At 34.7% G+C, this 21,700-nt stretch carries 20 protein-coding genes; 15 read left to right on the top strand and 5 right to left on the bottom strand.

All coding sequences use genetic code 11. The annotated features are described in order from the left end of the window. Nucleotides 1–172 precede the first annotated feature (172 nt). On the top strand, nucleotides 173–1,798 hold the full coding sequence (pruA, locus tag EYY60_RS10870; RefSeq protein ID WP_132989370.1) for an L-glutamate gamma-semialdehyde dehydrogenase: 1,626 nt from the start codon (nucleotides 173–175) through the stop codon (nucleotides 1,796–1,798). A gap of 88 nt (nucleotides 1,799–1,886) precedes the next feature. Here the strand turns inward: pruA and EYY60_RS10865 are convergent, their stop codons facing one another. Continuing rightward, nucleotides 1,887–2,636 (bottom strand): carbonic anhydrase family protein, encoded by a 750-nt coding sequence (locus EYY60_RS10865; RefSeq protein ID WP_132989369.1) that lies wholly within the window; start codon nucleotides 2,634–2,636, stop codon nucleotides 1,887–1,889. A 289-nt stretch (nucleotides 2,637–2,925) separates the two neighbouring features. Between EYY60_RS10865 and EYY60_RS10860 the strand changes: the two genes are divergently transcribed. After that, entirely contained in the window at nucleotides 2,926–3,657 is a 732-nt protein-coding gene (locus EYY60_RS10860) for a hypothetical protein (protein WP_132989368.1), read from the top strand. An 81-nt stretch (nucleotides 3,658–3,738) separates the two neighbouring features. On the opposite strand, the gene rsmG is transcribed toward EYY60_RS10860, so the two are convergent. Then, nucleotides 3,739–4,368 carry a 16S rRNA (guanine(527)-N(7))-methyltransferase RsmG gene (gene rsmG / locus EYY60_RS10855; RefSeq protein ID WP_132989367.1) on the bottom strand — a complete coding sequence of 210 codons (630 nt, stop codon included), beginning with the start codon at nucleotides 4,366–4,368 and terminating at the stop codon, nucleotides 3,739–3,741. Between the two features lie 106 nt (nucleotides 4,369–4,474). On the opposite strand from rsmG, the gene EYY60_RS10850 reads away from it, so the two are divergent. The 5 genes from EYY60_RS10850 to EYY60_RS10830 all read left to right on the top strand — a co-directional run bounded on the left by EYY60_RS10850 (nucleotide 4,475) and on the right by EYY60_RS10830 (nucleotide 10,676). Further along, nucleotides 4,475–5,569 (top strand): fatty acid desaturase family protein, encoded by a 1,095-nt coding sequence (locus EYY60_RS10850; protein WP_132989366.1) that lies wholly within the window; start codon nucleotides 4,475–4,477, stop codon nucleotides 5,567–5,569. Between the two features lie 76 nt (nucleotides 5,570–5,645). Next, complete coding sequence (locus tag EYY60_RS10845; RefSeq protein WP_132989365.1) at nucleotides 5,646–6,836, top strand: pyridoxal phosphate-dependent aminotransferase; 1,191 nt, start codon at nucleotides 5,646–5,648, stop codon at nucleotides 6,834–6,836. A 352-nt stretch (nucleotides 6,837–7,188) separates the two neighbouring features. Continuing rightward, complete coding sequence (locus EYY60_RS10840; protein ID WP_132989364.1) at nucleotides 7,189–7,644, top strand: ferritin-like domain-containing protein; 456 nt, start codon at nucleotides 7,189–7,191, stop codon at nucleotides 7,642–7,644. A gap of 170 nt (nucleotides 7,645–7,814) precedes the next feature. Beyond that, nucleotides 7,815–8,654, top strand: coding sequence for a DNA damage-inducible protein D (dinD, locus tag EYY60_RS10835; protein WP_132989363.1), 840 nt, complete (start codon nucleotides 7,815–7,817; stop codon nucleotides 8,652–8,654). A gap of 147 nt (nucleotides 8,655–8,801) precedes the next feature. Continuing rightward, on the top strand, nucleotides 8,802–10,676 hold the full coding sequence (locus EYY60_RS10830; protein ID WP_132989362.1) for a peptidase U32 family protein: 1,875 nt from the start codon (nucleotides 8,802–8,804) through the stop codon (nucleotides 10,674–10,676). Between the two features lie 969 nt (nucleotides 10,677–11,645). On the opposite strand, the gene EYY60_RS22500 is transcribed toward EYY60_RS10830, so the two are convergent. Then, nucleotides 11,646–11,771, bottom strand: coding sequence for a hypothetical protein (locus EYY60_RS22500; RefSeq protein ID WP_262711206.1), 126 nt, complete (start codon nucleotides 11,769–11,771; stop codon nucleotides 11,646–11,648). A gap of 57 nt (nucleotides 11,772–11,828) precedes the next feature. Here EYY60_RS22500 and purT point away from each other — a divergent pair, with 57 nt between their 5' ends. The 3 genes from purT to EYY60_RS10815 are packed head-to-tail and all read left to right on the top strand — an operon-like array spanning nucleotide 11,829 to nucleotide 13,888. Next, nucleotides 11,829–12,989: a formate-dependent phosphoribosylglycinamide formyltransferase gene (gene purT / locus EYY60_RS10825; protein WP_132989361.1), complete on the top strand. Its 1,161-nt coding sequence runs from the start codon at nucleotides 11,829–11,831 to the stop codon at nucleotides 12,987–12,989. Nucleotides 12,990–12,992: 3 nt separating this feature from the next. After that, a complete protein-coding gene (locus tag EYY60_RS10820; protein ID WP_132989360.1) occupies nucleotides 12,993–13,313 on the top strand; it encodes a DUF6370 family protein in 321 nt (106 codons plus the stop codon). Then, nucleotides 13,313–13,888, top strand: coding sequence for a Crp/Fnr family transcriptional regulator (locus EYY60_RS10815; RefSeq protein WP_132989359.1), 576 nt, complete (start codon nucleotides 13,313–13,315; stop codon nucleotides 13,886–13,888). Before EYY60_RS10820 ends, EYY60_RS10815 begins: the two co-directional genes overlap by 1 nt. 223 nt (nucleotides 13,889–14,111) lie before the next feature. Here the strand turns inward: EYY60_RS10815 and aceA are convergent, their stop codons facing one another. Next, complete coding sequence (gene aceA, locus EYY60_RS10810) at nucleotides 14,112–15,392, bottom strand: isocitrate lyase (RefSeq protein ID WP_132989358.1); 1,281 nt, start codon at nucleotides 15,390–15,392, stop codon at nucleotides 14,112–14,114. 190 nt (nucleotides 15,393–15,582) lie between these two features. Further along, nucleotides 15,583–17,184, bottom strand: coding sequence for a malate synthase A (aceB, locus tag EYY60_RS10805; RefSeq protein ID WP_132989357.1), 1,602 nt, complete (start codon nucleotides 17,182–17,184; stop codon nucleotides 15,583–15,585). 208 nt (nucleotides 17,185–17,392) lie between these two features. Between aceB and EYY60_RS10800 the strand changes: the two genes are divergently transcribed. The 5 genes from EYY60_RS10800 to EYY60_RS10780 all read left to right on the top strand — a co-directional run bounded on the left by EYY60_RS10800 (nucleotide 17,393) and on the right by EYY60_RS10780 (nucleotide 21,520). Further along, nucleotides 17,393–18,874 (top strand): helix-turn-helix domain-containing protein, encoded by a 1,482-nt coding sequence (locus EYY60_RS10800; protein WP_132989356.1) that lies wholly within the window; start codon nucleotides 17,393–17,395, stop codon nucleotides 18,872–18,874. 6 nt (nucleotides 18,875–18,880) lie between these two features. Further along, nucleotides 18,881–19,240, top strand: a complete 360-nt coding sequence (locus EYY60_RS10795; RefSeq protein WP_132989355.1) for a hypothetical protein — start codon at nucleotides 18,881–18,883, stop codon at nucleotides 19,238–19,240. A 464-nt stretch (nucleotides 19,241–19,704) separates the two neighbouring features. Continuing rightward, nucleotides 19,705–20,421, top strand: a complete 717-nt coding sequence (locus EYY60_RS10790) for a pirin family protein (RefSeq protein WP_132989354.1) — start codon at nucleotides 19,705–19,707, stop codon at nucleotides 20,419–20,421. A 172-nt stretch (nucleotides 20,422–20,593) separates the two neighbouring features. Further along, nucleotides 20,594–20,830, top strand: coding sequence for a (4Fe-4S)-binding protein (locus EYY60_RS10785; protein WP_132989353.1), 237 nt, complete (start codon nucleotides 20,594–20,596; stop codon nucleotides 20,828–20,830). Nucleotides 20,831–20,986: 156 nt separating this feature from the next. Then, nucleotides 20,987–21,520: a YceI family protein gene (locus EYY60_RS10780; RefSeq protein WP_132989352.1), complete on the top strand. Its 534-nt coding sequence runs from the start codon at nucleotides 20,987–20,989 to the stop codon at nucleotides 21,518–21,520. The last annotated feature ends 180 nt before the right edge of the window (nucleotides 21,521–21,700 follow it).

The following is a 21,700-nucleotide window of genomic DNA, read 5'->3' as shown; positions in this document are numbered from 1 at the left end:
TTTTGTTTAAATCATTTCGATTTTATACAATTAAAATGTTAATTATTCTGCAACCTGAATCATCCGTTTATCAAAATACAACTTTTTAATATTGTATTGTGATAAATTCAAATTATCATTTGTACTTTTGTAAAAAATTGAACAAAATCGTAATTTTAAAATAATTTATCCCATGTTAAAAGGATTCTTTCATGTACCAAAAGCGGTAAACGAGCCAGTTAAAAGCTATGCACCGAACTCACCAGAAAAAGCCGCAGTTCAGGCAGCTTACACTACAATGTGGAACTCTCAAATTGACGTTCCTTTATATATTGGAAGTGAAGAAATCAAAACTGGAAATACAAGAAACATTACAGCTCCACACGATCACAAACACGTTGTTGGAAAATATCATTTAGCTGAAAAACAACATATTGAAAAAGCGATTGCGAATGCACTTGAAGCAAGAAAAGCATGGGCAAACATGGCATGGGAACAACGTGCTGCTATTTTCTTAAAAGCTGCTGAACTTATCGCAGGACCATACAGAGCGCGTATCAACGCTGCAACAATGATTGGTCAATCTAAAAATATTCACCAAGCAGAAATCGATTCTTCTTGCGAATTAATCGACTTTTTACGTTACAATGTTGAGTTTATGACTCAAATCTACAACGATCAGCCAAAATCAGATTCTACTGTTTGGAACCGTGTAGAATACAGACCATTAGAAGGTTTTGTTTATGCAATTACTCCATTTAACTTTACTGCTATCGCTGCTAACCTTCCTGCAAGTGCAGCAATGATGGGTAACGTTGTAGTTTGGAAACCAAGTGATAGCCAAGTATTTTCTGCAAAAATTATCATTGATGTATTCAAAGAAGCTGGAGTTCCAGATGGTGTAATCAACGTAGTTTTTGGAGATGCTTTAATGATTACTGATACAGTTTTAGCGAGCCGTGATTTTGCTGGTATTCACTTTACAGGATCAACTCACGTATTTAAAGATATTTGGGCTAAAATTGGTGCAAACATTCACAATTACAAAACTTACCCAAGAATTGTTGGTGAAACTGGAGGTAAAGATTTTATCATTGCGCATCCAAGTGCAAACGTAAAACAAGTAGCTACAGGAATTACTCGTGGAGCTTTTGAATTCCAAGGACAAAAATGTTCTGCCGCTTCTAGAGCTTATATTCCACAAAGTTTATGGCCAGCTGTAAAAGCGCAATTAATTGCTGATGTAAAATCTATGAAAATGGGTTCTCCAGAAGATTTCGGAAATTTCATTACAGCAGTTATACACGAAGGTTCTTTTGACAAATTAGCAAGTTATATTGACCAAGCTAAAAAAGATGCTGACGCTGAAATCATCGTTGGAGGAAATTACGATAAATCGGTTGGGTACTTTATTGAACCAACGGTTATTGTAACAACAAATCCAAAATATACTACAATGGAAACCGAGTTGTTTGGACCAGTTATCACTATTTATGTTTACGAAGATGCTAAATGGGAAGAGACTTTAGAATTAGTTGATACTACTTCTGAATATGCTTTAACTGGAGCTGTTTTCAGCCAAGATCGTTATGCTATCGAAGTGGCTACAACTAAATTGCAAAATTCAGCTGGTAACTTCTATATTAATGACAAACCAACCGGAGCTGTTGTAGGAATGCAGCCGTTTGGTGGAGCAAGAGCTTCTGGAACTAACGATAAAGCAGGTTCTGCACTGAACTTATTGCGTTGGGCTTCTCCAAGAACTATCAAAGAAACTTTTGTAACTCCTGAAGATTACAGATATCCTTTCTTAGGGTAATCTGATTTTAGATTTTAGAGTTCAGATTTTAGATTATAATAAAATCGGGTAATTTCATTTGAAATTACCCGATTTTATTTTTACTTAATTAAAGAAAAACCACTTCTCCAGTATGAAGATCATAATAGGCTCCAATAATTTTTATTTCGCCTTTGTCTGACATTTCTTTTAAAATTGGACTTCGGGCTTTAATATTTTCAATTGTTTCAAGAACATTATTCTTAGCAACGTACTCTACAAATTCATCATTTTTAGAAGTTTTGTCTCCTTTAAAATCTTGTGATTTGGCTATTGCAGGTTTTATTTTGGAAAGCATTGCCGTTATGTTTCCTAATTTCACCTCATCAATTGCCGATTTTATAGCGCCACAGGATTCGTGACCTAACACTAAAATCAATTTTGCTCCAGAAACTTTGCATCCAAATTCCATACTTCCAAGCAAATCTTCATTGACAAAATTCCCGGCGACCCTTCCAACAAAAAGATCCCCAATTCCTTTATCAAAAACGTCTTCTACTGGAATTCGGCTGTCTAAACAAGAAAGAATAACTGCTTTTGGAAATTGTCCTTCAGTAGCGTCACGAACCAATGCAGAATGATCTCTTAAAGTCAAATCATTATTGCGAAAGCGTTTGTTGCCATCTTTTAAACTCTGAATTACATAATCGGGAGTGAGTGCCTTTTGTTCTTCTGCAGTAAGAACTTTTTCTTTTAAAGGAATTTGTTTTGGTAACGAATCTACACTCGCAGTTTCTTTAGCATCTTTTGCTTCTTTCTTTTGACAGGAAACGACAAAAATCGATGCCAACATAATCGTAAAAAGTGTTTTTTTATTCATTGATGATAATTTTAAAAGTTTAACAATTAAAAAATGGATTAAAAACAAGTAACTATAAACGATTTTTCTTTCTTTTTTGTGAACTTAAAATTAAGGAAAAAAAGTCATTCTGTAAGAAGCATCTTTCTCAAAATACAAATGTAATACTTTTCTTATAATATTAATTATCAATACAATACAAATCCAAAAAAGCTTATTCTATTATTTTTTAAACTTCTTGCTCCATTCCTAAAAAGGATACCTCCATAAATTTGCCAAAAATATTCTCTAACAAAATAAACAACAGTATATGAGAAACTTAAACAATGTACCTGAAGTAATTTTAAAATCAAAAAGTATTGGATATCCAATCAACTTTAAATGGAATAATAAAAAAATGGAAAAGTTTTTGGATCCATTAGAAGGAAATGAAGATTTAGAACACGTCCTTTCTAAAATAGGGCACAAAGCTTGTATGGGGCTAACAGCGGCTCTATTAGAATGGGTTTCATGGCGTTTTGCTGGATATTCAATATCAACAAATGACGTTCAAAAACGCATAGAAGCACTTTGGTGTTCTATTCATGATAGTCATGACACAGACCCCTTGGTTTTTGATACTGATTTGAATGTTTCTGATACTGGCTCGGTAAATGGACCTCTGTGGGTTGCACTTATGAATGTGCGAATGGTAGATGTAAGATACAGAAAAGGCTCTTACTTTCTACAAAGTGAACTTATAGGGCTAGTTTTGCTTGCACGCCATATTACGCCAAAGAAAAAGTTTTTCGACAAATGGTTCAACAACACCATTACAGCTTTACTAAACGCTTACCCATGTCCATATAATTATAAAGATGTAGATCAAAATGATGAAGATGTTTATGATTCATCTTCTGAAACTATGATATGCAGAGAATTTTTCTTTGATTCAAAATTTCAATATACGCCAGCAGCCTGCGAAATAGCACTAAATAATTTCATTAATAATTTAGATCACAAAGCAAATCCGTTTTTGCATTTATCTCAAAAGGCATCTTAATTTTAACAAATTATTAATTCAAAAATAACCCGGAAGAATTTTTTTAATTCAATCCGGGTTGTTTATTTTCAATCTTTAAGATTATGGTTTAAATTTTAATGGTAAATGCACAACTTTTTTAGTTTCAAAAAACTCATCATCAAAATGATCAGCCAAATCATATAAAGTAGCATTTGGAAAATCTTTAAGCTCTTCGGTCAAATCACCACCTTTTAAATACAGAATTCCGTTTTTCAAAGTGTGTTTGTGCTGCTTTTTAATTTTATCATGTACCCAAGAAACAAAATCTGGCATATTAGTTACGGCACGGCTTACGATAAAATCAAAATCCCCTTTTACCAATTCAGCACGTTTTTGCTCAGCTTTTACGTTCTTTAATCCTAATGCATCTGCAACGCCTTGAACCACTTTTATCTTTTTTGCAATAACATCAATTAAATAAAAACGGGTTTCAGGAAAAAGAATCGCTAACGGAATTCCAGGAAAACCTCCGCCTGTTCCAACATCTAAAACCGTTGTCCCTGGCTCAAACTTCATGATTTTTGCAATTCCTAGCGAATGCAAAATATGTTTCGTATATAATGAATCAATATCTTTCCTAGAAATAACATTGATTTTTTCATTCCAATCGTGGTATAAAAAGTCTAATTGCTGAAATTGTTTGATTTGAATATCGGTCAAATCAGGAAAATATTTCAATATCTCATCCATTGCTCAAATTTTTAACAAAAGTACTACTTTACGATTGAAATATTTAACTCAATTTTGCAAATTGAAAATTTATAATAATTACCTTTGAAACCTATTTAAAATAATTATGAATAACCCTGCGCCTACATTTGCAAGACAAGACAATCTGAAGTTTTTTAGAACGCTTAACTCTCGCGTAAACAATTATTTCAAGGAAAATAATATTCAGAAAACTGGAAACTGGAAACTGCATTTAAAAGCTGTTATTCTTTTTGCTGTCTTTTTGACTCCATATTTTTTAATCCTTACACTTCCAATGCCTTTCTGGGTAATGCTTTTATTATCTATCGTAATGGGTATAGGCATGGCCGGCGTTGGAATGAATGTAATGCATGATGGGAATCATGGTTCTTATTCAAACAAAAGTTGGATCAACAAATTAATGGGCGGTACTATTTATGTTTTGGCTGGAAATGTCTACAACTGGCAAGTACAGCACAATGTATTGCACCATACATACACAAATATCCCAGGCCACGATGAAGATTTAGATGCGGGACGAATCATCCGTTTCACAAAACATGCTGAATGGCATAGTTTTCACCGTTTTCAACATTATTATTCTGTTTTCTTATACGGTTTATTGACTTTCAATTGGGCAATTACAACTGATTTCAAGCAAATGAGAAATTACTTAAAAAGAAAATTATCTTATGGAGAACCAAAAAGCCCAAAAATTCTTTGGACAACTTTAATCATCACAAAAATCATTTACGCATCGATCTGGATCGTTTTGCCAATTGTAATTGGAATTACTTGGTGGAAAGTGCTTCTTGGATTTTTTGTAATGCATTATACAACAGGATTAATCTTGAGTATCGTATTTCAATTAGCGCACGTTGTGGATCATACAACTAATCCAGAACCAAACGAATTAGGCGAAATGGATAATACTTGGGCCATTCATCAATTGTACACTACAACTAATTTTGCACCAAAAAATGCAATTGTAAATTGGTACACTGGAGGATTAAACCATCAAATTGAGCATCATATTTTTCCAAACATCAGTCATATCCACTACGGTAAAATTGCAAAAATTGTAAAAGAAACAGCAAAAGAGTGCAACTTGCCTTATTATGAATATAAAACAATGCGAAGTGCTGTTATTGCTCACTTCAAGCATTTACGTGAGTTGGGAATGAAGCCAGAATTAGCATAAAAACTAAAAAAAATCTATTAATAATTAACCTTCCTTAAACAACACAGCAAATTTAAGGATATTCAAAATTTTTATAATGAATCATATTCTTTCGGACAGAATCAACAACCTTGCGACTTCGCAGACATTAGCAATGGCCGCTTTGGCAAGAGAATTAAAAGCACAAGGAAAAGACATTATCAGTTTAAGTTTAGGTGAGCCTGACTTTAATACACCAGATTTCATCAAAGAAGCTGTTAAAAAAGCAGTAGACGAAAATTATAGCACCTATTCTCCAGTAGAAGGTTACCTTGAATTGAGAGAAGCAATTTGCAGAAAATTCAAAAGAGACAACGGATTAGATTACAAACCAACTCAAATTGTTGTTTCTACAGGAGCAAAACAATCTTTATACAACATTGCGCAAGTAATGTTAAACGATGGTGACGAGGTTATCTTGCCAGCACCATACTGGGTTTCTTATTTCGAAATCGTAAAACTTTCTGGCGGAGTTCCTATTGAAGTTCCAACTTCTGTTGAAACAGATTTCAAAATCACTCCAGAGCAACTAGAAGCTGCCATCACACCAAAAACAAAAATGATGTGGTTCTCTTCTCCATGTAATCCTTCTGGGTCAGTTTACAGCAGAGAAGAATTAACAGCGCTTGCAAAAGTTTTAGAAAAACACCCAAATATCTACGTAGTTGCAGATGAGATTTATGAGCACATCAATTTCTCAGGAACTTTCTGCAGTATTGGTTCAATTCCAGGAATGTTAGACAGAACAATCACTGTAAACGGAGTTGCAAAAGCATTTGCAATGACAGGATACAGAATTGGTTACATTGGAGCTCCTGAATTTATTGCAAAAGCATGTACAAAAATCCAAGGACAAGTAACATCTGGAGCAAATTCTATAGCACAAAGAGCAACAATTACAGCTGTAGATGCAGATCCAAGCGTTTTAAACCACATGGTTCAGGCTTTCCACACACGTAGAGATTTAGTTGTTGGATTATTAAAAGAAATTCCAGGCGTAAAAATCAACGTTCCAGAAGGTGCATTCTACGTATTCCCAGACGTTTCTTCTTTCTTCGGAAAAACATTAAAAGGACACGAAATTAAAGATGCAAACGACGTTTCAATGTATCTTTTAGCCGAAGCAAACGTTGCAACAGTAACAGGAGATGCTTTCGGAAATCCAAACTGTATTCGTTTCTCTTACGCAACAAGCGACGATATTTTAAAAGAAGCATTACGCAGAATCAAAGAAGCTTTGACTGCATAACAATATAATAAGTTTTATTAAAACGGCTTAAGGTTCAAAAGTTTCATCACTTTTATACTTTAAGCTGTTTTTTTTTATGGGCGTGTCCTACGGCCGGGCTATCCGCTATATCTTTTATGGCGAACCCCGCCATAAAAGGATACCGCTCCTATCCCTCACGCAAACCGTAAACGAGAAATATCATTTACAAAAGAAAAAATCTGCTAAAATCTGTTAAATCTGCGTGAAACTCAAATCAACACTTTCAAAATTCCCATTCCACAATATTATAAAACCTCAACTATAATCCTGTAAAACAGAACGTTTTATAAATCATCAACTTTGTAATGTATTAATTAAAAAACTATTAGTCATGACAAATACAGATGTAAACACAGACGAAACCGTAAAAACACTAAACGGATTAATTTCAATTCTTGAAGACGGAAAACTAGGATATACAAACGCCGCTGAACATGTCGAAAATCTAGCCATGAAAGCCGATTTCCTTGATTACGCCCGCGAACGTGCCCTATTCATTGTAGAACTACAAGACGAAATCAATAAACTTGGTAAATCAACAGATACTTCGGGTGGTGGGCCATTAGGCGCTTTACACCGAGCTTCGATTGACATCAAATCATCATTTTCAGGAGGCGATACCAAAGCAATCATCAACGCCTGCGCTACCGGTGAAGAAGCAGCGATCGAAAAATACAAAAATGCACTCGAAGAGAATCACCTTGAACACAATCAAGTTTACATTGTTTCGAAACAATTAAACAGTATTCAAAATACTTTATCACAAATTAAAATGAGAGCAAATTAGTCGATCGATTCATGCTTTTTTTTTTAAAACTGCTCAGTCTTCGGATTGGGTGGTTTTTTTGGGTCTTATGCTATTCATCTTTTATCTCAAAAAAAAAAACAAGAAATAACTTACTTATTGTTTTTGTTTTTTTATATATTTAAGCCACTTAGATTATAAAATAAACGAATATGAAATCGGACGAAATAAAAAAACTTTTTGAAAAATTTGAATCTGCTACATTAGAATTAGAAGGCATCGAATGTTGGAGCGCTCGTGATTTACAAATATTATTAGGTTATAGTAAATGGGAAAATTTTGAAAAAGTAATTCAAAAAGCTAAAGATGCCTGTAAAAATGCTGGTGAAACAATAGACAACCATTTTCCTGACGTCAGGAAAATGGTTGAACTTGGTTCTAATTCCGAAAGATCAATAAATGATATTGCATTAACACGTTATGCATGTTATTTGATTGCTCAGAATGGAGACAGCCGAAAAGAGGAAATTGCTTTCGCACAAAATTATTTTGCAGTCCAAACTCGTAAAGCAGAAATGGTTGAACAACGTCTCTTGGAATTCGAGAGAATAAAAGCCAGAGAAAAACTAAGCCAAACCGAAAAACAATTATCAGGTATTTTGTATGAAAGAGGAGTTGATAATCATGGGTTTGCAATAATAAGAAGCAAAGGAGATCAAGCTTTATTTAGATTGACCACTAATATGTTGAAAAAGAAAATGGGAATTCCTGAAAATAGACCCATTGCAGATTTCTTACCTACAATAAGCATAAAAGCAAAAGATTTAGCTGCAGAAATGACAGGTTTAAATGTCCAAAGTAAAGACTTAAAAGGGCAAAACAAAATAGAAATAGAACATACTGACAATAATATTGCTGTTAGAGATATGTTGACTAAAAGAGGTATAATACCTGAAAATCTGCCTCCAGCTGAAGATGTAAAAAAACTTCAACGAAAACTTGATGGAGACGAAAAAAAACTTTTAAGAGCTGATAAGAAAAAGAAAAAATAATTAATAAAAGATTCCGTGACTACAGAATCGTCCTATATTAAGTTAACAATTTCAAAAAAATCGCTTCATCACTAGCAAACTCGAATAATTTATTAGACCTTTGCACACTTTTTTTCGGGAATACCACAAAAGTCTAAAGTTTTAGAAATGAAGAAGAAAATCGAAATATTAGCTCCTGCTAGAGATTTAATTGGAGGAATCGCAGCCATAAATAGTGGTGCCGATGCAGTTTATATTGGCGCACCGCAATTTGGAGCACGTTCAAATGCCAACAACTCAATTGAAGATGTTGCTGAACTGGTAAAATATGCACACTTATTTAACGCTCAAGTTTTTGTAGTTATCAATACCATTTTGTATGATAACGAATTAGAAACCTGTCGTGCCATGATCTGGGAGTTATATGATATTGGTGTCGATGCCTTGATTATTCAGGATATGGCGATTATGGAAATGGACTTGCCTCCTATCGTACTTCACGCCAGTACACAAGCTAATAATCGTGATGCTGATAAAATTAAATTCTTAAAAGACGCTGGTATCAAACGTGTCGTTTTAGCACGTGAATTAAACTTGCATCAAATTAAAACTATATACGATCACGCTGATGTTGAATTAGAGTTTTTCGTAACCGGAGCTTTATGTGTTTCTTTCAGCGGAAACTGTTATATGAGTGTGGCAAACGGAGAACGAAGCGCGAACCGTGGTTCTTGTGCGCAAAACTGTCGTTTACCCTATAACCTAATCGACGGAAACGGAGATACGTTAATCAGAAACAGTCACTTGCTTTCGATTAAAGATTTAGATATTTCAGATCAGATTCCGAATTTGATTGAAGCGGGAATTGTTTCTTTCAAAATCGAAGGTCGATTAAAAGACGTAGCCTACGTTAAAAACAACGTATCTTATCTTCGTCAAAAATTAGATAGTTATTTAGAAGGTCCAGGAAGCGATAAATACACCAAAGCTTCTTCTGGAAAATGTACTTACACTTTTGATTCTGCACTAAACAGAACTTTCAACCGTGGCTATACCGATTACTTCGTTAACGACAGACACAGTTCTATTGGTTCTTGGGAAAGCCCAAAATCAAAAGGTCAATATATCGGTAAATTAATTAGAACTGTTGGCGGTGCTTACGAAATCGAAAACGGCGAATTATTAAACAACGGTGACGGACTTTGCTTCATCAACGAAAATAACGAAGCCGATGGAATCTACGTAAACAAAGCCGAAAACGGAAAAGTATATCCAAACGTCCTAAAAGAAATCAAAGACGGAACTTTCATTTACAGAAATAACGACGCTGCTTTCATCAAAATTGTAGAAAGAGAAGACAGCGCCGTTCGTAAATTGAGCACTACTTTATTGCTTACTGAAACTGAAACCGGTTTCCACTTAATCGCAACCGATGAAGACGGAAATGTTAGTACAGTAAATTTAGAACATCCAAAAGAGCAGACAAAAACGGGCGAATCTATCGAAGAAAACATTAAAACACAATTAGCAAAAACTGGTTTCACACCTTACACTGCTGATGAAATCAATATTATGTTTTCTCAAAACTGGTTCCTTCCTATTTCAAAAATCAACGAAATGAGAAGAACGGTTTACGATCAATTGACTGAAATTCGTTTGGCAAATTACGTTCGTGAAGAACACCAATTGGTAAAAACGTCACATCCATATCCAGAAACCAAACTGGATTTCATGTACAATGTTTCAAACAAAACGGCTCGTAAATTCTACGAACGCCACGGTGTTACCGAAATCGAAAAAGCATTCGAATTACAATGGGATCCAGGAAAATCTCGTGTAATGACAACCAAATATTGCATCAAATACGAATTAAAAAAATGCCCGATTCACCAAAAAGACATTGTTGGTGTTAAGGTAAAAGAACCATTGGTTTTAAAACAGGGAGAATTAGAATACAAACTAAAATTCAACTGTAAACCCTGCGAAATGGAAATCTGGGAAAAAGATGCAGAATTTGAGATTGAAGAAGATCATTTTCATTAATATACAAACCGATACTTTTTAAAAGAAGTATCGGTTTTTTATTTTGGGCGTGTCCCTCCGGGTCGGGCTATCCGTTACAAGTCCTCGCCTGTTCGTGCCTCACGGCTGTGGGCTTTCCACTTCTATCCCTCACGCAAATGGGTTTATAAGAGCGTTTTCGTTTTCCGGTATCCATACACACAATCTTGTCATTTCGAGGAACGAGAAATCACACGCGGGATTCTGCAAACTAAAGCGCCAATCTTTGTCGAGCTTCTAGTGTGATTTCTCGTTCCTCGAAATGACAAACTGTGTGGTTACTTTGTCTTAAAACTAAAATCTAGTACAAAATTAAATCTGCTCGATCTGCAAAATCTGCGTGAAAAATTCTCTGCGCCTTTTTTTAACTTTAAAACAAAAACTTAGCGCTCTTTGCAATTAAATTTATTCTGCAATTTCCACAATCTTGTCATTTCAACTTAAGGAGAAATCTCCGCAAGTAACTCCGTTCCAACAAGCCAATCTTTGTCGAGCTTCTAGTTTGATTTCTCGTTCCTCGAAATGACAAACTGCATGGCTGCTTCGTCTAAAAAACAAATCGGCTATCAAATTAAATCTGCTGAATCTCCAAAATCTGCGTGAGAATAAATTTCATTTTATTTATCTTTACTCTTCAAAAGAATTTTAAATGGAATCAAACAAATACATTCAAAAATACGCCATCATTGCAGGAATTTTTGTGTGTGCCTTTTTTCCACTTCTAATCTTTTCAAAAAGTCTTTTTATAGATTTGTGCACCCAAATATCCGATTTCGGAATATTCTGGAATCCAATTTTCTGGGGAATTTTATTTCCCTTGTTCACTGTTTTTCTGTTTTGGAATACAGCAAAAAAAATGAGCATTTCATTAAATGAACTAAACTATTTCACTGCTTGTTCTCAATTTTCTTTTAGGATAAGTTCAAGAATTATATTATCACTTTTTACAATTTATATAATTGGATTATTTACCAATGGACTATCTGTTGTATTAAAATCACAAATTCCATATGTAGTTTTGTTTTCAATACTAATGATTTTATTTCTGTCATTCGTATTAATGATTCTAACTTTCATAAGTAGTTTAATAATTATAAAAGTGAGTCAAAACACCCAAACTTTAAATCAAACAAAATGAAAATACTACTCCTAGGTTCAGGCGAATTAGGCAAAGAATTCGTAATAGCCGCGCAACGAATCGGACAAACTGTAATTGCAGTTGATAGTTACGAAAACGCACCAGCCATGCAAGTTGCACACGCTTTCGAAGTCATCAATATGCTCGACGGCGAAGCACTTGACCGAATCGTAGCCAAACACCAACCAGACTTTATCGTTCCAGAGATAGAAGCCATTCGTACCGAACGTTTTTACGATTACGAAAAACAAGGCATTACCGTTGTTCCATCAGCGAAAGCGGCAAACTTTACCATGAACCGTAAAGCCATTCGTGATTTAGCTTCAAAAGAACTCGGATTACGTACAGCAAAATACCAATACGCAACCTCAGCAGAAGAGCTTCAAAAAGCCGTTCAGGAAGTTGGAATTCCGTGCGTGGTAAAACCGTTAATGTCATCTTCTGGAAAAGGGCAATCAACAATTAAAACAGAAAGCGACATTGAAAAAGCATGGCAATACGCAGTTGCTGGTTCGCGTGGTGATGTTATAGAAGTAATTGTTGAAGCTTTTGTCAATTTCGATTCTGAAATTACACTTTTAACGATTACTCAAAATAACAATCCAACTTTATTTTGCGCTCCAATTGGTCATAGACAAGAACGTGGCGATTATCAGGAAAGCTGGCAGCCGGCTTTGGTTTCTGAAAAAGATTTATACGAAGCTCAAGATATGGCCGAAAAAATTACTGAAGCACTTGGAGGCGCCGGACTTTTTGGCGTTGAGTTTTTCCTAACCAAAGAAGGCGTTTATTTCTCTGAACTTTCTCCGCGTCCGCATGATACCGGAATGGTCACTTTAGCTGGAACTCAAAATTTCAACGAATTTGAATTGCATTTAAGAGCAATTTTAAGCCTTCCTATTTTCGAAATTACTTTAGAAAAAGCGGGAGCAAGTGCTGTAATTTTAGCATCAGAAGATTCTACAAGTCCAACTTTTACCGGAATCGAAAAAGTAGCCGCTTTACCAAAAACCGATTTCAGAATTTTCGGAAAACCAACTTCAAGACCTTACCGAAGAATGGGAGTTGTTTTAAGCCACGATACACTTTCTACTCCGGTCAACGAAGTAACCGAACGTGCCAAAGAAACGGCAAAACTAATAACTGTAAATTCTTAAAAAATGAAAAAACTTATATTCATGACTTTCCTGTTTATCGGAATTTCATCTCAGGCTCAAGACAAAAAGAAATTTGATCAACCAACCGTAGTAGAAGCTTCTTGTGGAGAATGCCAATTTGGAATGAAAGGCAAAAGCTGTGATTTAGCCGTTCGTATTGATGGAAAATCGTATTTTGTTGAAGGAACAAAAATTGATCAGCATGGCGACGCTCATGCAAAAGATGGATTCTGCAACGCAATCAGAAAGGCTTCTGTTACCGGGCAAATCAAAGGAAACAAATTTATCGCTACTTCATTTACACTAATAGACGATAAAAAATAATGGCTTTAATCCTCGAAAATATCGCCAAACATGTTTCTTTAACACCAGAAGAGCAAGCGCTTTTTTTATCGAAACTGGAAACAAATACTTATAAAGCCAAAACTGTTTTATTAAACGCGGGCGAAGTTTGCAAACATTCCTATTTTGTTAACTCCGGAATTTTAAGAAGTTTCAACATCAACGATAATATTGTGGAACATGTGCTTTCTTTCGCTTGCGAAGGCTGGTGGATAAGTGATATGTACAGTTATTTTTCTGAAAAACCGGGACAGCTTTTTATTGAAGTTTTGGAAGAAGCCGAAGTGGTTTCTTTATCAAAAGAAAATCAAGCACAATTGTATCTTGAAATTCCAAAACTGGAGCGTTTTTTCAGGATTTTAATTGAAAATTCTTTAGTCGCCAATCAACAAAGATTAATGGACAACTTGAGTTTGCCCGCTGAAGAACGTTTCGAAAAATTCACAAAAAAATACGGCCCACTGGTTCACCAAGTCCCGCAAAAACAAATCGCTTCATTCATTGGCGTAACACCTGAATTCTTCAGCAAAATGAAAGCTCGCCTTTTGAAAAAATAAAATTAAACCATAAGGTAAAATTAAACCATTAAGACATTAAGATTCATTAAGCTAGACTTAATCTTCCATATTTTTTTAAGGATATGAAGCTTAACTTTCTTAATATCTTAATGGTAAAAAAAATAACCATTTAAGACATTAAGGTTCATTAAGAGCAGAAACTTAATTAGCTTCATTAAGGCAAAAACTTAACTTTCTTAATATCTTAATGGTAAAAAAAGAATTAAAATTGCTCAACCTCTGTAGAATGTTTCATTGCGGTTATTGCTGATTTTCCTAACATAACGGTGTTCTGAACCGCATCGAAATAAGAAGTCCCCACAAAAGCCTGATGTTTTACCGCTCTGAATCCGTTTTGCTGTAAAGCGAATTCGCGTTCCTGCAATTCAGAATAACCAGCCATGCCGCGTTCTTTGTAGGCTTTTGACAATTCGAACATGCTTGTATTCAAAGCATGGAATCCTGCCAAAGTAATGAATTGGAATTTATAACCCATTGCAGCCAAATCTTCTCTGAACGTTTCCATTTCGGCAACTGTTAGTTTCGCAGCCCAATTGAAAGATGGTGAACAATTGTATGCCAGCATTTTATCCGGAAATTCTTTTTTCATTGCTTTTGCAAATTTTCTCGCATATTCTAAATCGGGATTACTCGTTTCCATCCAAATTAAATCGGCATAAGGCGCATAGCTCAAACCTCTTGCAATTCCCTGATCGATTCCATTGTTTACGTAGAAGAAACCTTCAGCAGTTTTCTCGCCCGTTAAAAACTTTCTATCTCTTGGATCTGCATCACTTGTCAATAAATTTGCAGCATCGGCATCTGTTCTGGCAACGATTAAAGTTGAAACTCCCATAACATCTGAAGCCAATCTTGCAGCAATTAGTTTATTGATTGCTTCCTGAGTTGGCACCAAAACTTTTCCACCCAAGTGCCCGCATTTTTTAGCAGAACTTAATTGATCTTCAAAATGAACTCCTGAAGCTCCCGCTTCAATCATAGATTTCATTAATTCGAAAGCATTTAGGTTTCCTCCAAAACCAGCTTCGGCATCAGCCACAATCGGAACTAAATAATCTTTTTTATCTTCAATTTTATTTACATTCTGAATCTGATCCGCACGTAGCAAAGCGTTGTTGATCTTTTTCACCACCATTGGAACGCTATTTACTGGATAAAGTGATTGATCCGGATACATTTCTCCCGCCAGATTTGCATCAGCCGCAACTTGCCATCCGCTTAAATAAATTGCCTCTAAACCGGCATCCACTTCCTGAATGGCCTGATTTCCGGTCAACGCGCCCAAACCAGCAACAAAATCCTGACTTTTTAACTTTCTCCATAATTTTTGCGCTCCCATTTTGGCAATAGAATGCTCAATATGGTAAGAACCTTGCAACGTTACTACTTCGCTCGCAGTGTAAGGACGCTCAACTCCTTTCCATCTCGGGTTCGTAATCCAATCGTTAATCAATTCCTGAATTCTGTCTTCTGTTGTTTTCATAATATAGTTTAGTTAAAGTGGTTAGTAAAGTTTATAGTTTTCAGTCTCAGTTATCAGTTTTAACCGGACTTAAATAGTTTTAAGAAGATCTGCGTAGATCTTTTCATTCATATTTTATCTGCATGATCTGCTAAATCTGCGTGAAAAAATTATTCTCCCGCAGATCTCGCAGATTCAGCGGATTTTTTTCTTATAAATATTTGTAACACGGAATCGTTAAGAAATCAACAAAATCAGGGTTAACTACTAATCTTTCCAATACTTTTTCAGCTAATGGAAATTGCTGTTTTTCGTGACTTTCCTCGCCTAATTCTTCTTTGATTTTTCTGAATTCATCTAAAGCCAATTCATGATAATAAGCTAAATCTAATTTTCGGCCATTATCCAAAATCACTTTATTTTGAAGCCATTGCCACAATTGCGATCTTGAAATTTCGGCTGTTGCAGCATCTTCCATCAAATTATGCAATGCAGCAGCACCTTGTCCGTTCAGCCATGAAGCCAGATACAGAACCGCAACATTGATATTTTTTCGAACGCCGTTTTCTGTGATTAACCCAATTGGCGGTTCAATCAAATCGGCTTCTGTGATTTTTCGATGTTCTCTTTTAATGTGAATTTGATTTGGCGTTGGCATTCCTTTATCAAAAATTTCTTTTGCTATCGCAACCAAGTCTGGATGCGCAACCCAAGTTCCATCATGGCCATTTCGAACCTCACGTTCTTTATCGGTTTTTACTTTCGCGAAAGCGATCGCATTGGCTTCTTCATTATTTTTAATCGGGATCTGCGCTGCCATTCCGCCAATCGCATGAATTCCTCTTTTATGACATCTTTGAATTACTAGATTCGAATATGCATTCATAAAAGGCGAAGTCATATTTACCTGATCGCGATCCGGAACAATGAATTTTGGATTTTTTCTAAATTTTTTGATGTACGAAAAAATATAATCCCAGCGTCCGCAGTTCAAGCCCACGATATGTTCTTTTAATTCATAAATGATTTCGTCCAACTGAAAACTTGCTGTTATGGTTTCAATCAAAACGGTCACTTTTATCGTTCCTCGTTTCAGATTCAGATAATCTTCTGTAAAATCAATTACAGTATTCCACCATCTTGCTTCTAAATAATGTTCCAATTTCGGAATATAGAAATACGGTCCTGAATTGTTTTCTAAAAGTTTTTTATGATTATGAAAGACATACAAACCAAAATCCACCAAAGAACCCGAAACTTCCTTTTCTTCAATCAAAACATGTTTTTCAGGAAGATGTAAACCTCTTGGACGAACAATTAATGTTGCGATTTTTTCATTTAAATGATAGGATTTCTGTTTTACCAAATCCGTATAAGTGATTGTTTTATTTACCGCATCGATTAAATTTACTTGGCCGTCCATAAGATTTTTCCAGGTTGGCGAAGTGCTGTCTTCAAAATCGGCCATGAAGGTTTTAGCTCCTGAATTCAACGCATTGATGATCATTTTGCGATCAACTGGCCCCGTGATTTCTACTCGACGATCCAATAAATCTTTCGGAATTCCTCCAGCCTTCCAATTTCCTTCTCTAACGCTTTTGGTTTCCGGAATAAAAACTGGCATAATCCCCTGATCAAAAGCGACTTGTTTTTGTTCTCTCTGCAAAAGCAATAGTTTTCGTTGTGATTCGAATTTTCTATGCAATTCGGTTATAAAAACAATGGCTTCTTCTGTCCAAATTTTTGGATAACGAAGCTTCTTTTCGGCTAAAAATTCCATCGCCGTTTCGGTAATTTCTAATTGGTTTTTCATAGCTGTGGTTTTATTTTTTTATTAGAAAAAAATCTAATCGTTTATTGATTGTCTATTCATTTCAGAATACCAAAATCGTAACATTTTGATTTTTAATAATTTCTACATGACAATATTATAAAAAAGTTTTTTACAAAACAAGCGAACGTTCGCTAAAAATGAAAAATAATTTTTTGGCGATTATTTTTAGATTAACTATATTTGGTTCATGGATATCGAAAAAGACTATATAAAGCTGATCTTCGGACTAAAATTGAAGCAAGTCAGAACGCAAAAAAACCTGTCTCTTTTTGGCTTAGCCAAATTGACAAATCTTTCAAAATCGTATTTAAACGAGATTGAAAAGGGAAAAAAATATCCAAAAACAGATAAAATTTTGCTTCTCTGCGAACATTTGGACGTGACTTATGACCAAATGGTATCTTTAAAACTCGATAACAACCTCGCTCCCATCGGCGAAATCTTAAAATCAGGAATTCTAAAAGAGATTCCGTTAGAACTTTTCGGAATTCAGGAAGCGGATTTAATTGATATTATTGCGAATGCTCCGGCAAAAGTCAACGCCTTTATTAGTACCATAATCGAAATTGCACAGCATTATAATTTAAGCCGTGAAAGTTTCTTTTTGGCCGCTTTACGCTCGTATCAGGAAGCGCACAGCAATTATTTTGAAGATTTAGAAGAAAAAGTAATTGCGTTTTCGAAGTCGTTTCAGATCAATTTAGATTCTAAAATTACTATCGAAGAATTAGAGGCAATTTTAAAAGAAGAATACGAATATAAAATTCAAGAAATTGCTTTTACAGATCAGGAAGCTTTGGACGATTTGCGTTCGATTTATGTTCCAAAAAGCAAAACTTTATTGCTTTCTACAGAACTTGATGCTCCGCAGAAAGCTTTTATTTTAGCCAAAGAAATTGCTTATAATTACTTGAAAATCTCCGATCGACTGCTGACTTTCAGCTGGATTAAGTTCGATAATTTCGATCAGGTTTTGCATAATTTTTATGCTTCTTATTTTGCCGGTGCTTTATTATTGCCGAGAAAATTGGTTGTAGACAAAATCAATCTTTTTTTAGAAAACGAAAATCCAAAACCAGAAGAATTTGTTCACTTAATTGAAAGTTTTGAAGTTTCGCCTGAATCTTTTTATCAGCGATTGACCAATTTATTGCCAAAAGATTTTCAGCTGAAAAACCTTTTCTTCTTAAGATTGTCACACAAAATTGGTTCTGATTTTTATCAGATAAATAAAGAATTGCATATTACGCATCAACAAGAACCGCATGCTAATGAAACCAACGAACATTATTGCAGAAGATGGGTTTCTATAAAAACTATAGATGAAGCCATTAGACAAAATAAATCTCATTTTTTTGATGCTCAGATTTCGAGTTATGCCAATAGCGGGAACGAATATTTGGTTTTTTCATCGGCTACAAAAGATCCTTTTGCGGAAAATTACATCAGAAGTATTTCCGTTGGAATCTTAATTAACCCGACAATGAAAAAGAAATTCAAATTCATTGACGGAAAACCTTTGGTCAAACGAATTGTTGGTGTAACTTGCGAAACCTGCGCTGTACAAGATTGTTTGGAAAGAAGCGCTCCACCGACTGTTTTGGAGAAAGAGAAACGCCATGAAAACACAGATGCAGTTGTGCAACAGTTTATGAATCAATATAGTTAAATCATTATGAAATATTTTGCCTTATTAATAACCTTATTTTTCATCAATTTCAGCCAAAAAACGGACAAACTTACCGGTCGTTATAATTATTTGATTGAAGACGAAGGCGCTTATAACCTGAAAGATAAAATTACTTTTAATGATAGTGTTTTTGCCTTTGACAACAAATATCTGCCAAAAGGAAAAATTTCATACGGCAATATAATATTGCTGGATAATTTCATAAATAGAGATTTAATTATCAGTATTCCTAAAGATCAAATTACAAAAGATACTATTGATTTTTATATGCACGATAAGCAAAGCCCAGTTTCTAATTACCTTGATGTAGTAGTTGGGAAAGGGAAATTGATTAGGATTAAATAATTCCAGACAATCTTGTCATCTCGACGAAGGAGAGATCACACTAGAAATTCCAATCCTATAATCGTCAATCTTTGTCGAGCCACTTGTGAAGAATGGATTAAAATCCATCCCTACAATATGTATTGTTCCTTCGGGACGTTATCCCTTTACGCCTATCCAACTTTTGAAAACTAAACTTCTCGTTTAGCCCCGATAGAAGTGGAAATCCTTTTATGGTGGGGTTCACCATAAAAGATTGAAACGGATAGCGGGACGTCACGCCTTTTGAAAACTATATTTCTGCTTCAAAAAACAATTAGATAATTTGAGAATATGATAATTAGATAATTTTGCTAAATCGTAAAAATTCTACAAAGAAAAACTTAGAATCTTAGTATCTCAGAATCTTTCTTAATCTACATTAAGTGTTTTTGCTTGACCTTGACCGTATCTTTGTACTATAAAATTAACAAAAGGACAGAATCATGGCAAATATAGTATTGCACAAAGCAGACACAAGAGGAAACGCAAATCACGGATGGTTGAACGCTTACCACAGTTTTAGTTTTGCGAGTTGGTACAATCCGGATAGAATTCAGTTTGGAGCGCTTCGTGTTTTGAACGATGACACAATTGCGGGTGGAATGGGTTTTGGAACGCACCCTCACGATAATATGGAAATTATTACAATTCCGTTAGAAGGTGATTTAGCTCATAAAGACAGCATGGGAAATACTGAGATCATCAAAAATGGCGATATTCAGGTTATGAGTGCCGGAACCGGAATTCAGCATAGTGAGTTTAACCCAAATGCAGATCAACAGACTAAATTGTTGCAGATTTGGCTGTTTCCAAACAAAAGAAATGTTACTCCACGTTATCAGCAAATTACTTTGAATGTGGCTGACAGACATAATAAATTGTCTCAGGTTTTATCTCCAAATGCAGATGATGAAGGGGTTTGGATTCACCAGGACGCTTGGTTCAACATGGGGAATTTTGATGCAGGAATCGCAACTGAATATAAAATCAAAAAAGAAGGAAACGGAGTTTATGCTTTCGTTTTAAAAGGAAATGTTACCATCAACGGTCAGGAATTAAATTCTCGTGATGCGGTTGGAATTTCAGGAACTGATACTTTAACTATTAAAGCCAATACAGATGCTGAATTTTTATTGATGGATATTCCAATGAATTACTAATTCAAGATTACAATTAATATTTTTTTTTAGAAACGATATACAAGCTGAATTTCAGTTTGTTATCGTTTCTTTTTTTATCCAAATTTCATCAAAACTCAAAAAGAAAACGTATTTTTATTAGATGAAAATTGGTCTTAATTCATTTAAAACTAACTATTTAAAATTTTCGATAATGAATCCAAATAACCTAACTAAAGAATATACAAACGGCGAAGTAACTATTGTTTGGCAATCTGGAAAATGCATACATTCTGCCAATTGCGTTAAAAATAATCCAGATGTTTTTCGCCCAAAAGAAAAGCCCTGGATTACGCCAGAGCAATCAACAACTGAGAAAATAATTTCGACGGTTAACAAATGTCCCTCGGGAGCTTTGAGTTATTATTTAAACAACAAAAATCACGACTAAACTTATTTATAAACTCTCATGAGACCTAACAGGTTTTAAAAACCTGTTAGGTCTTTTTTATTTCTTAATCTAGGTTAAGTGCGTTACGCATACTACCACCGTAACTTTGTCCTATCAAAATGAAACAAATAAATTAATTATTTAAAAAATAAAATTATGGCAACTACAAAATGGTCAATTGACCCAACACATTCAGAAATTGGTTTTAAAGTTAAACACATGATGTTTACAAATGTTTCAGGTAAATTTGGAACTTACGATGCAACAATTACTACACAAGGAGATGATTTCGAAAATGCAGATATTCAGTTTTCTGGTGATATCGCTTCTATCGACACTGCAAATGCAGACAGAGACGGACACTTAAGAAGCGCTGATTTCTTTGACGTTGAAAACAACCCAAAATTGACTTTCAAAGCTTCATCTTTCAAAAAAATTGATGCTGGAGATTATCAATTAACTGGAGATTTAACAATCAAAGGAATTTCTAAAGAAGTAAAATTCCCAGTAGAATATAGCGGAATTTTAACTGATCCTTGGGGGAATACAAAAGTAGGTTTAAGCATTGAAGGAAAAATCAATCGTAAAGATTGGGGTTTAAACTGGAACTCAGCTCTTGAAACTGGAGGTGTTTTAGTTGGTGAAGAAGTAAAATTAAACATTGAATTACAATTTGTAAAACAAGCTTAATCTATTGATTTTAGATTTAATTGGTTGGTTATTGAAAGCTCTGCATTTTGCAGGGCTTTTTTGTTTGCCACAAATTACACGAATTTGCACGAATTTTTCTTTTAAAACCGAAATTTTGCCACAGATTAAAAGGATTCCCACAGATTAAAAATCCAAATAATCTTTTTAATCTGTGGCAAA

Source organism: Flavobacterium zhairuonense, assembly GCF_004352915.1.
GTDB lineage: Bacteria > Bacteroidota > Bacteroidia > Flavobacteriales > Flavobacteriaceae > Flavobacterium > Flavobacterium zhairuonense.
Note: the sequence above shows the minus strand (reverse complement) of the source record. Positions and strands in the feature narration are given on the sequence as shown.

Excerpts from the sequence above, each read along its gene's own strand:
- pruA (WP_132989370.1), top strand. The coding sequence starts at position 173 with ATGTTAAAAGGATTCTTTCATGTACCAAAAGCGGTAAACGAGCCAGTT.
- EYY60_RS10865 (WP_132989369.1), bottom strand. The coding sequence starts at position 2,636 with ATGAATAAAAAAACACTTTTTACGATTATGTTGGCATCGATTTTTGTC.
- EYY60_RS10860 (WP_132989368.1), top strand. The coding sequence starts at position 2,926 with ATGAGAAACTTAAACAATGTACCTGAAGTAATTTTAAAATCAAAAAGT.
- rsmG (WP_132989367.1), bottom strand. The coding sequence starts at position 4,368 with ATGGATGAGATATTGAAATATTTTCCTGATTTGACCGATATTCAAATC.
- EYY60_RS10850 (WP_132989366.1), top strand. The coding sequence starts at position 4,475 with ATGAATAACCCTGCGCCTACATTTGCAAGACAAGACAATCTGAAGTTT.
- EYY60_RS10845 (WP_132989365.1), top strand. The coding sequence starts at position 5,646 with ATGAATCATATTCTTTCGGACAGAATCAACAACCTTGCGACTTCGCAG.
- EYY60_RS10840 (WP_132989364.1), top strand. The coding sequence starts at position 7,189 with ATGACAAATACAGATGTAAACACAGACGAAACCGTAAAAACACTAAAC.
- dinD (WP_132989363.1), top strand. The coding sequence starts at position 7,815 with ATGAAATCGGACGAAATAAAAAAACTTTTTGAAAAATTTGAATCTGCT.
- EYY60_RS10830 (WP_132989362.1), top strand. The coding sequence starts at position 8,802 with ATGAAGAAGAAAATCGAAATATTAGCTCCTGCTAGAGATTTAATTGGA.
- EYY60_RS22500 (WP_262711206.1), bottom strand. The coding sequence starts at position 11,771 with ATGAAAGTTAGAATCATTAATACGAATGACAGAAATAAAATCATTAGT.
- purT (WP_132989361.1), top strand. The coding sequence starts at position 11,829 with ATGAAAATACTACTCCTAGGTTCAGGCGAATTAGGCAAAGAATTCGTA.
- EYY60_RS10820 (WP_132989360.1), top strand. The coding sequence starts at position 12,993 with ATGAAAAAACTTATATTCATGACTTTCCTGTTTATCGGAATTTCATCT.
- EYY60_RS10815 (WP_132989359.1), top strand. The coding sequence starts at position 13,313 with ATGGCTTTAATCCTCGAAAATATCGCCAAACATGTTTCTTTAACACCA.
- aceA (WP_132989358.1), bottom strand. The coding sequence starts at position 15,392 with ATGAAAACAACAGAAGACAGAATTCAGGAATTGATTAACGATTGGATT.
- aceB (WP_132989357.1), bottom strand. The coding sequence starts at position 17,184 with ATGAAAAACCAATTAGAAATTACCGAAACGGCGATGGAATTTTTAGCC.
- EYY60_RS10800 (WP_132989356.1), top strand. The coding sequence starts at position 17,393 with ATGGATATCGAAAAAGACTATATAAAGCTGATCTTCGGACTAAAATTG.
- EYY60_RS10795 (WP_132989355.1), top strand. The coding sequence starts at position 18,881 with ATGAAATATTTTGCCTTATTAATAACCTTATTTTTCATCAATTTCAGC.
- EYY60_RS10790 (WP_132989354.1), top strand. The coding sequence starts at position 19,705 with ATGGCAAATATAGTATTGCACAAAGCAGACACAAGAGGAAACGCAAAT.
- EYY60_RS10785 (WP_132989353.1), top strand. The coding sequence starts at position 20,594 with ATGAATCCAAATAACCTAACTAAAGAATATACAAACGGCGAAGTAACT.
- EYY60_RS10780 (WP_132989352.1), top strand. The coding sequence starts at position 20,987 with ATGGCAACTACAAAATGGTCAATTGACCCAACACATTCAGAAATTGGT.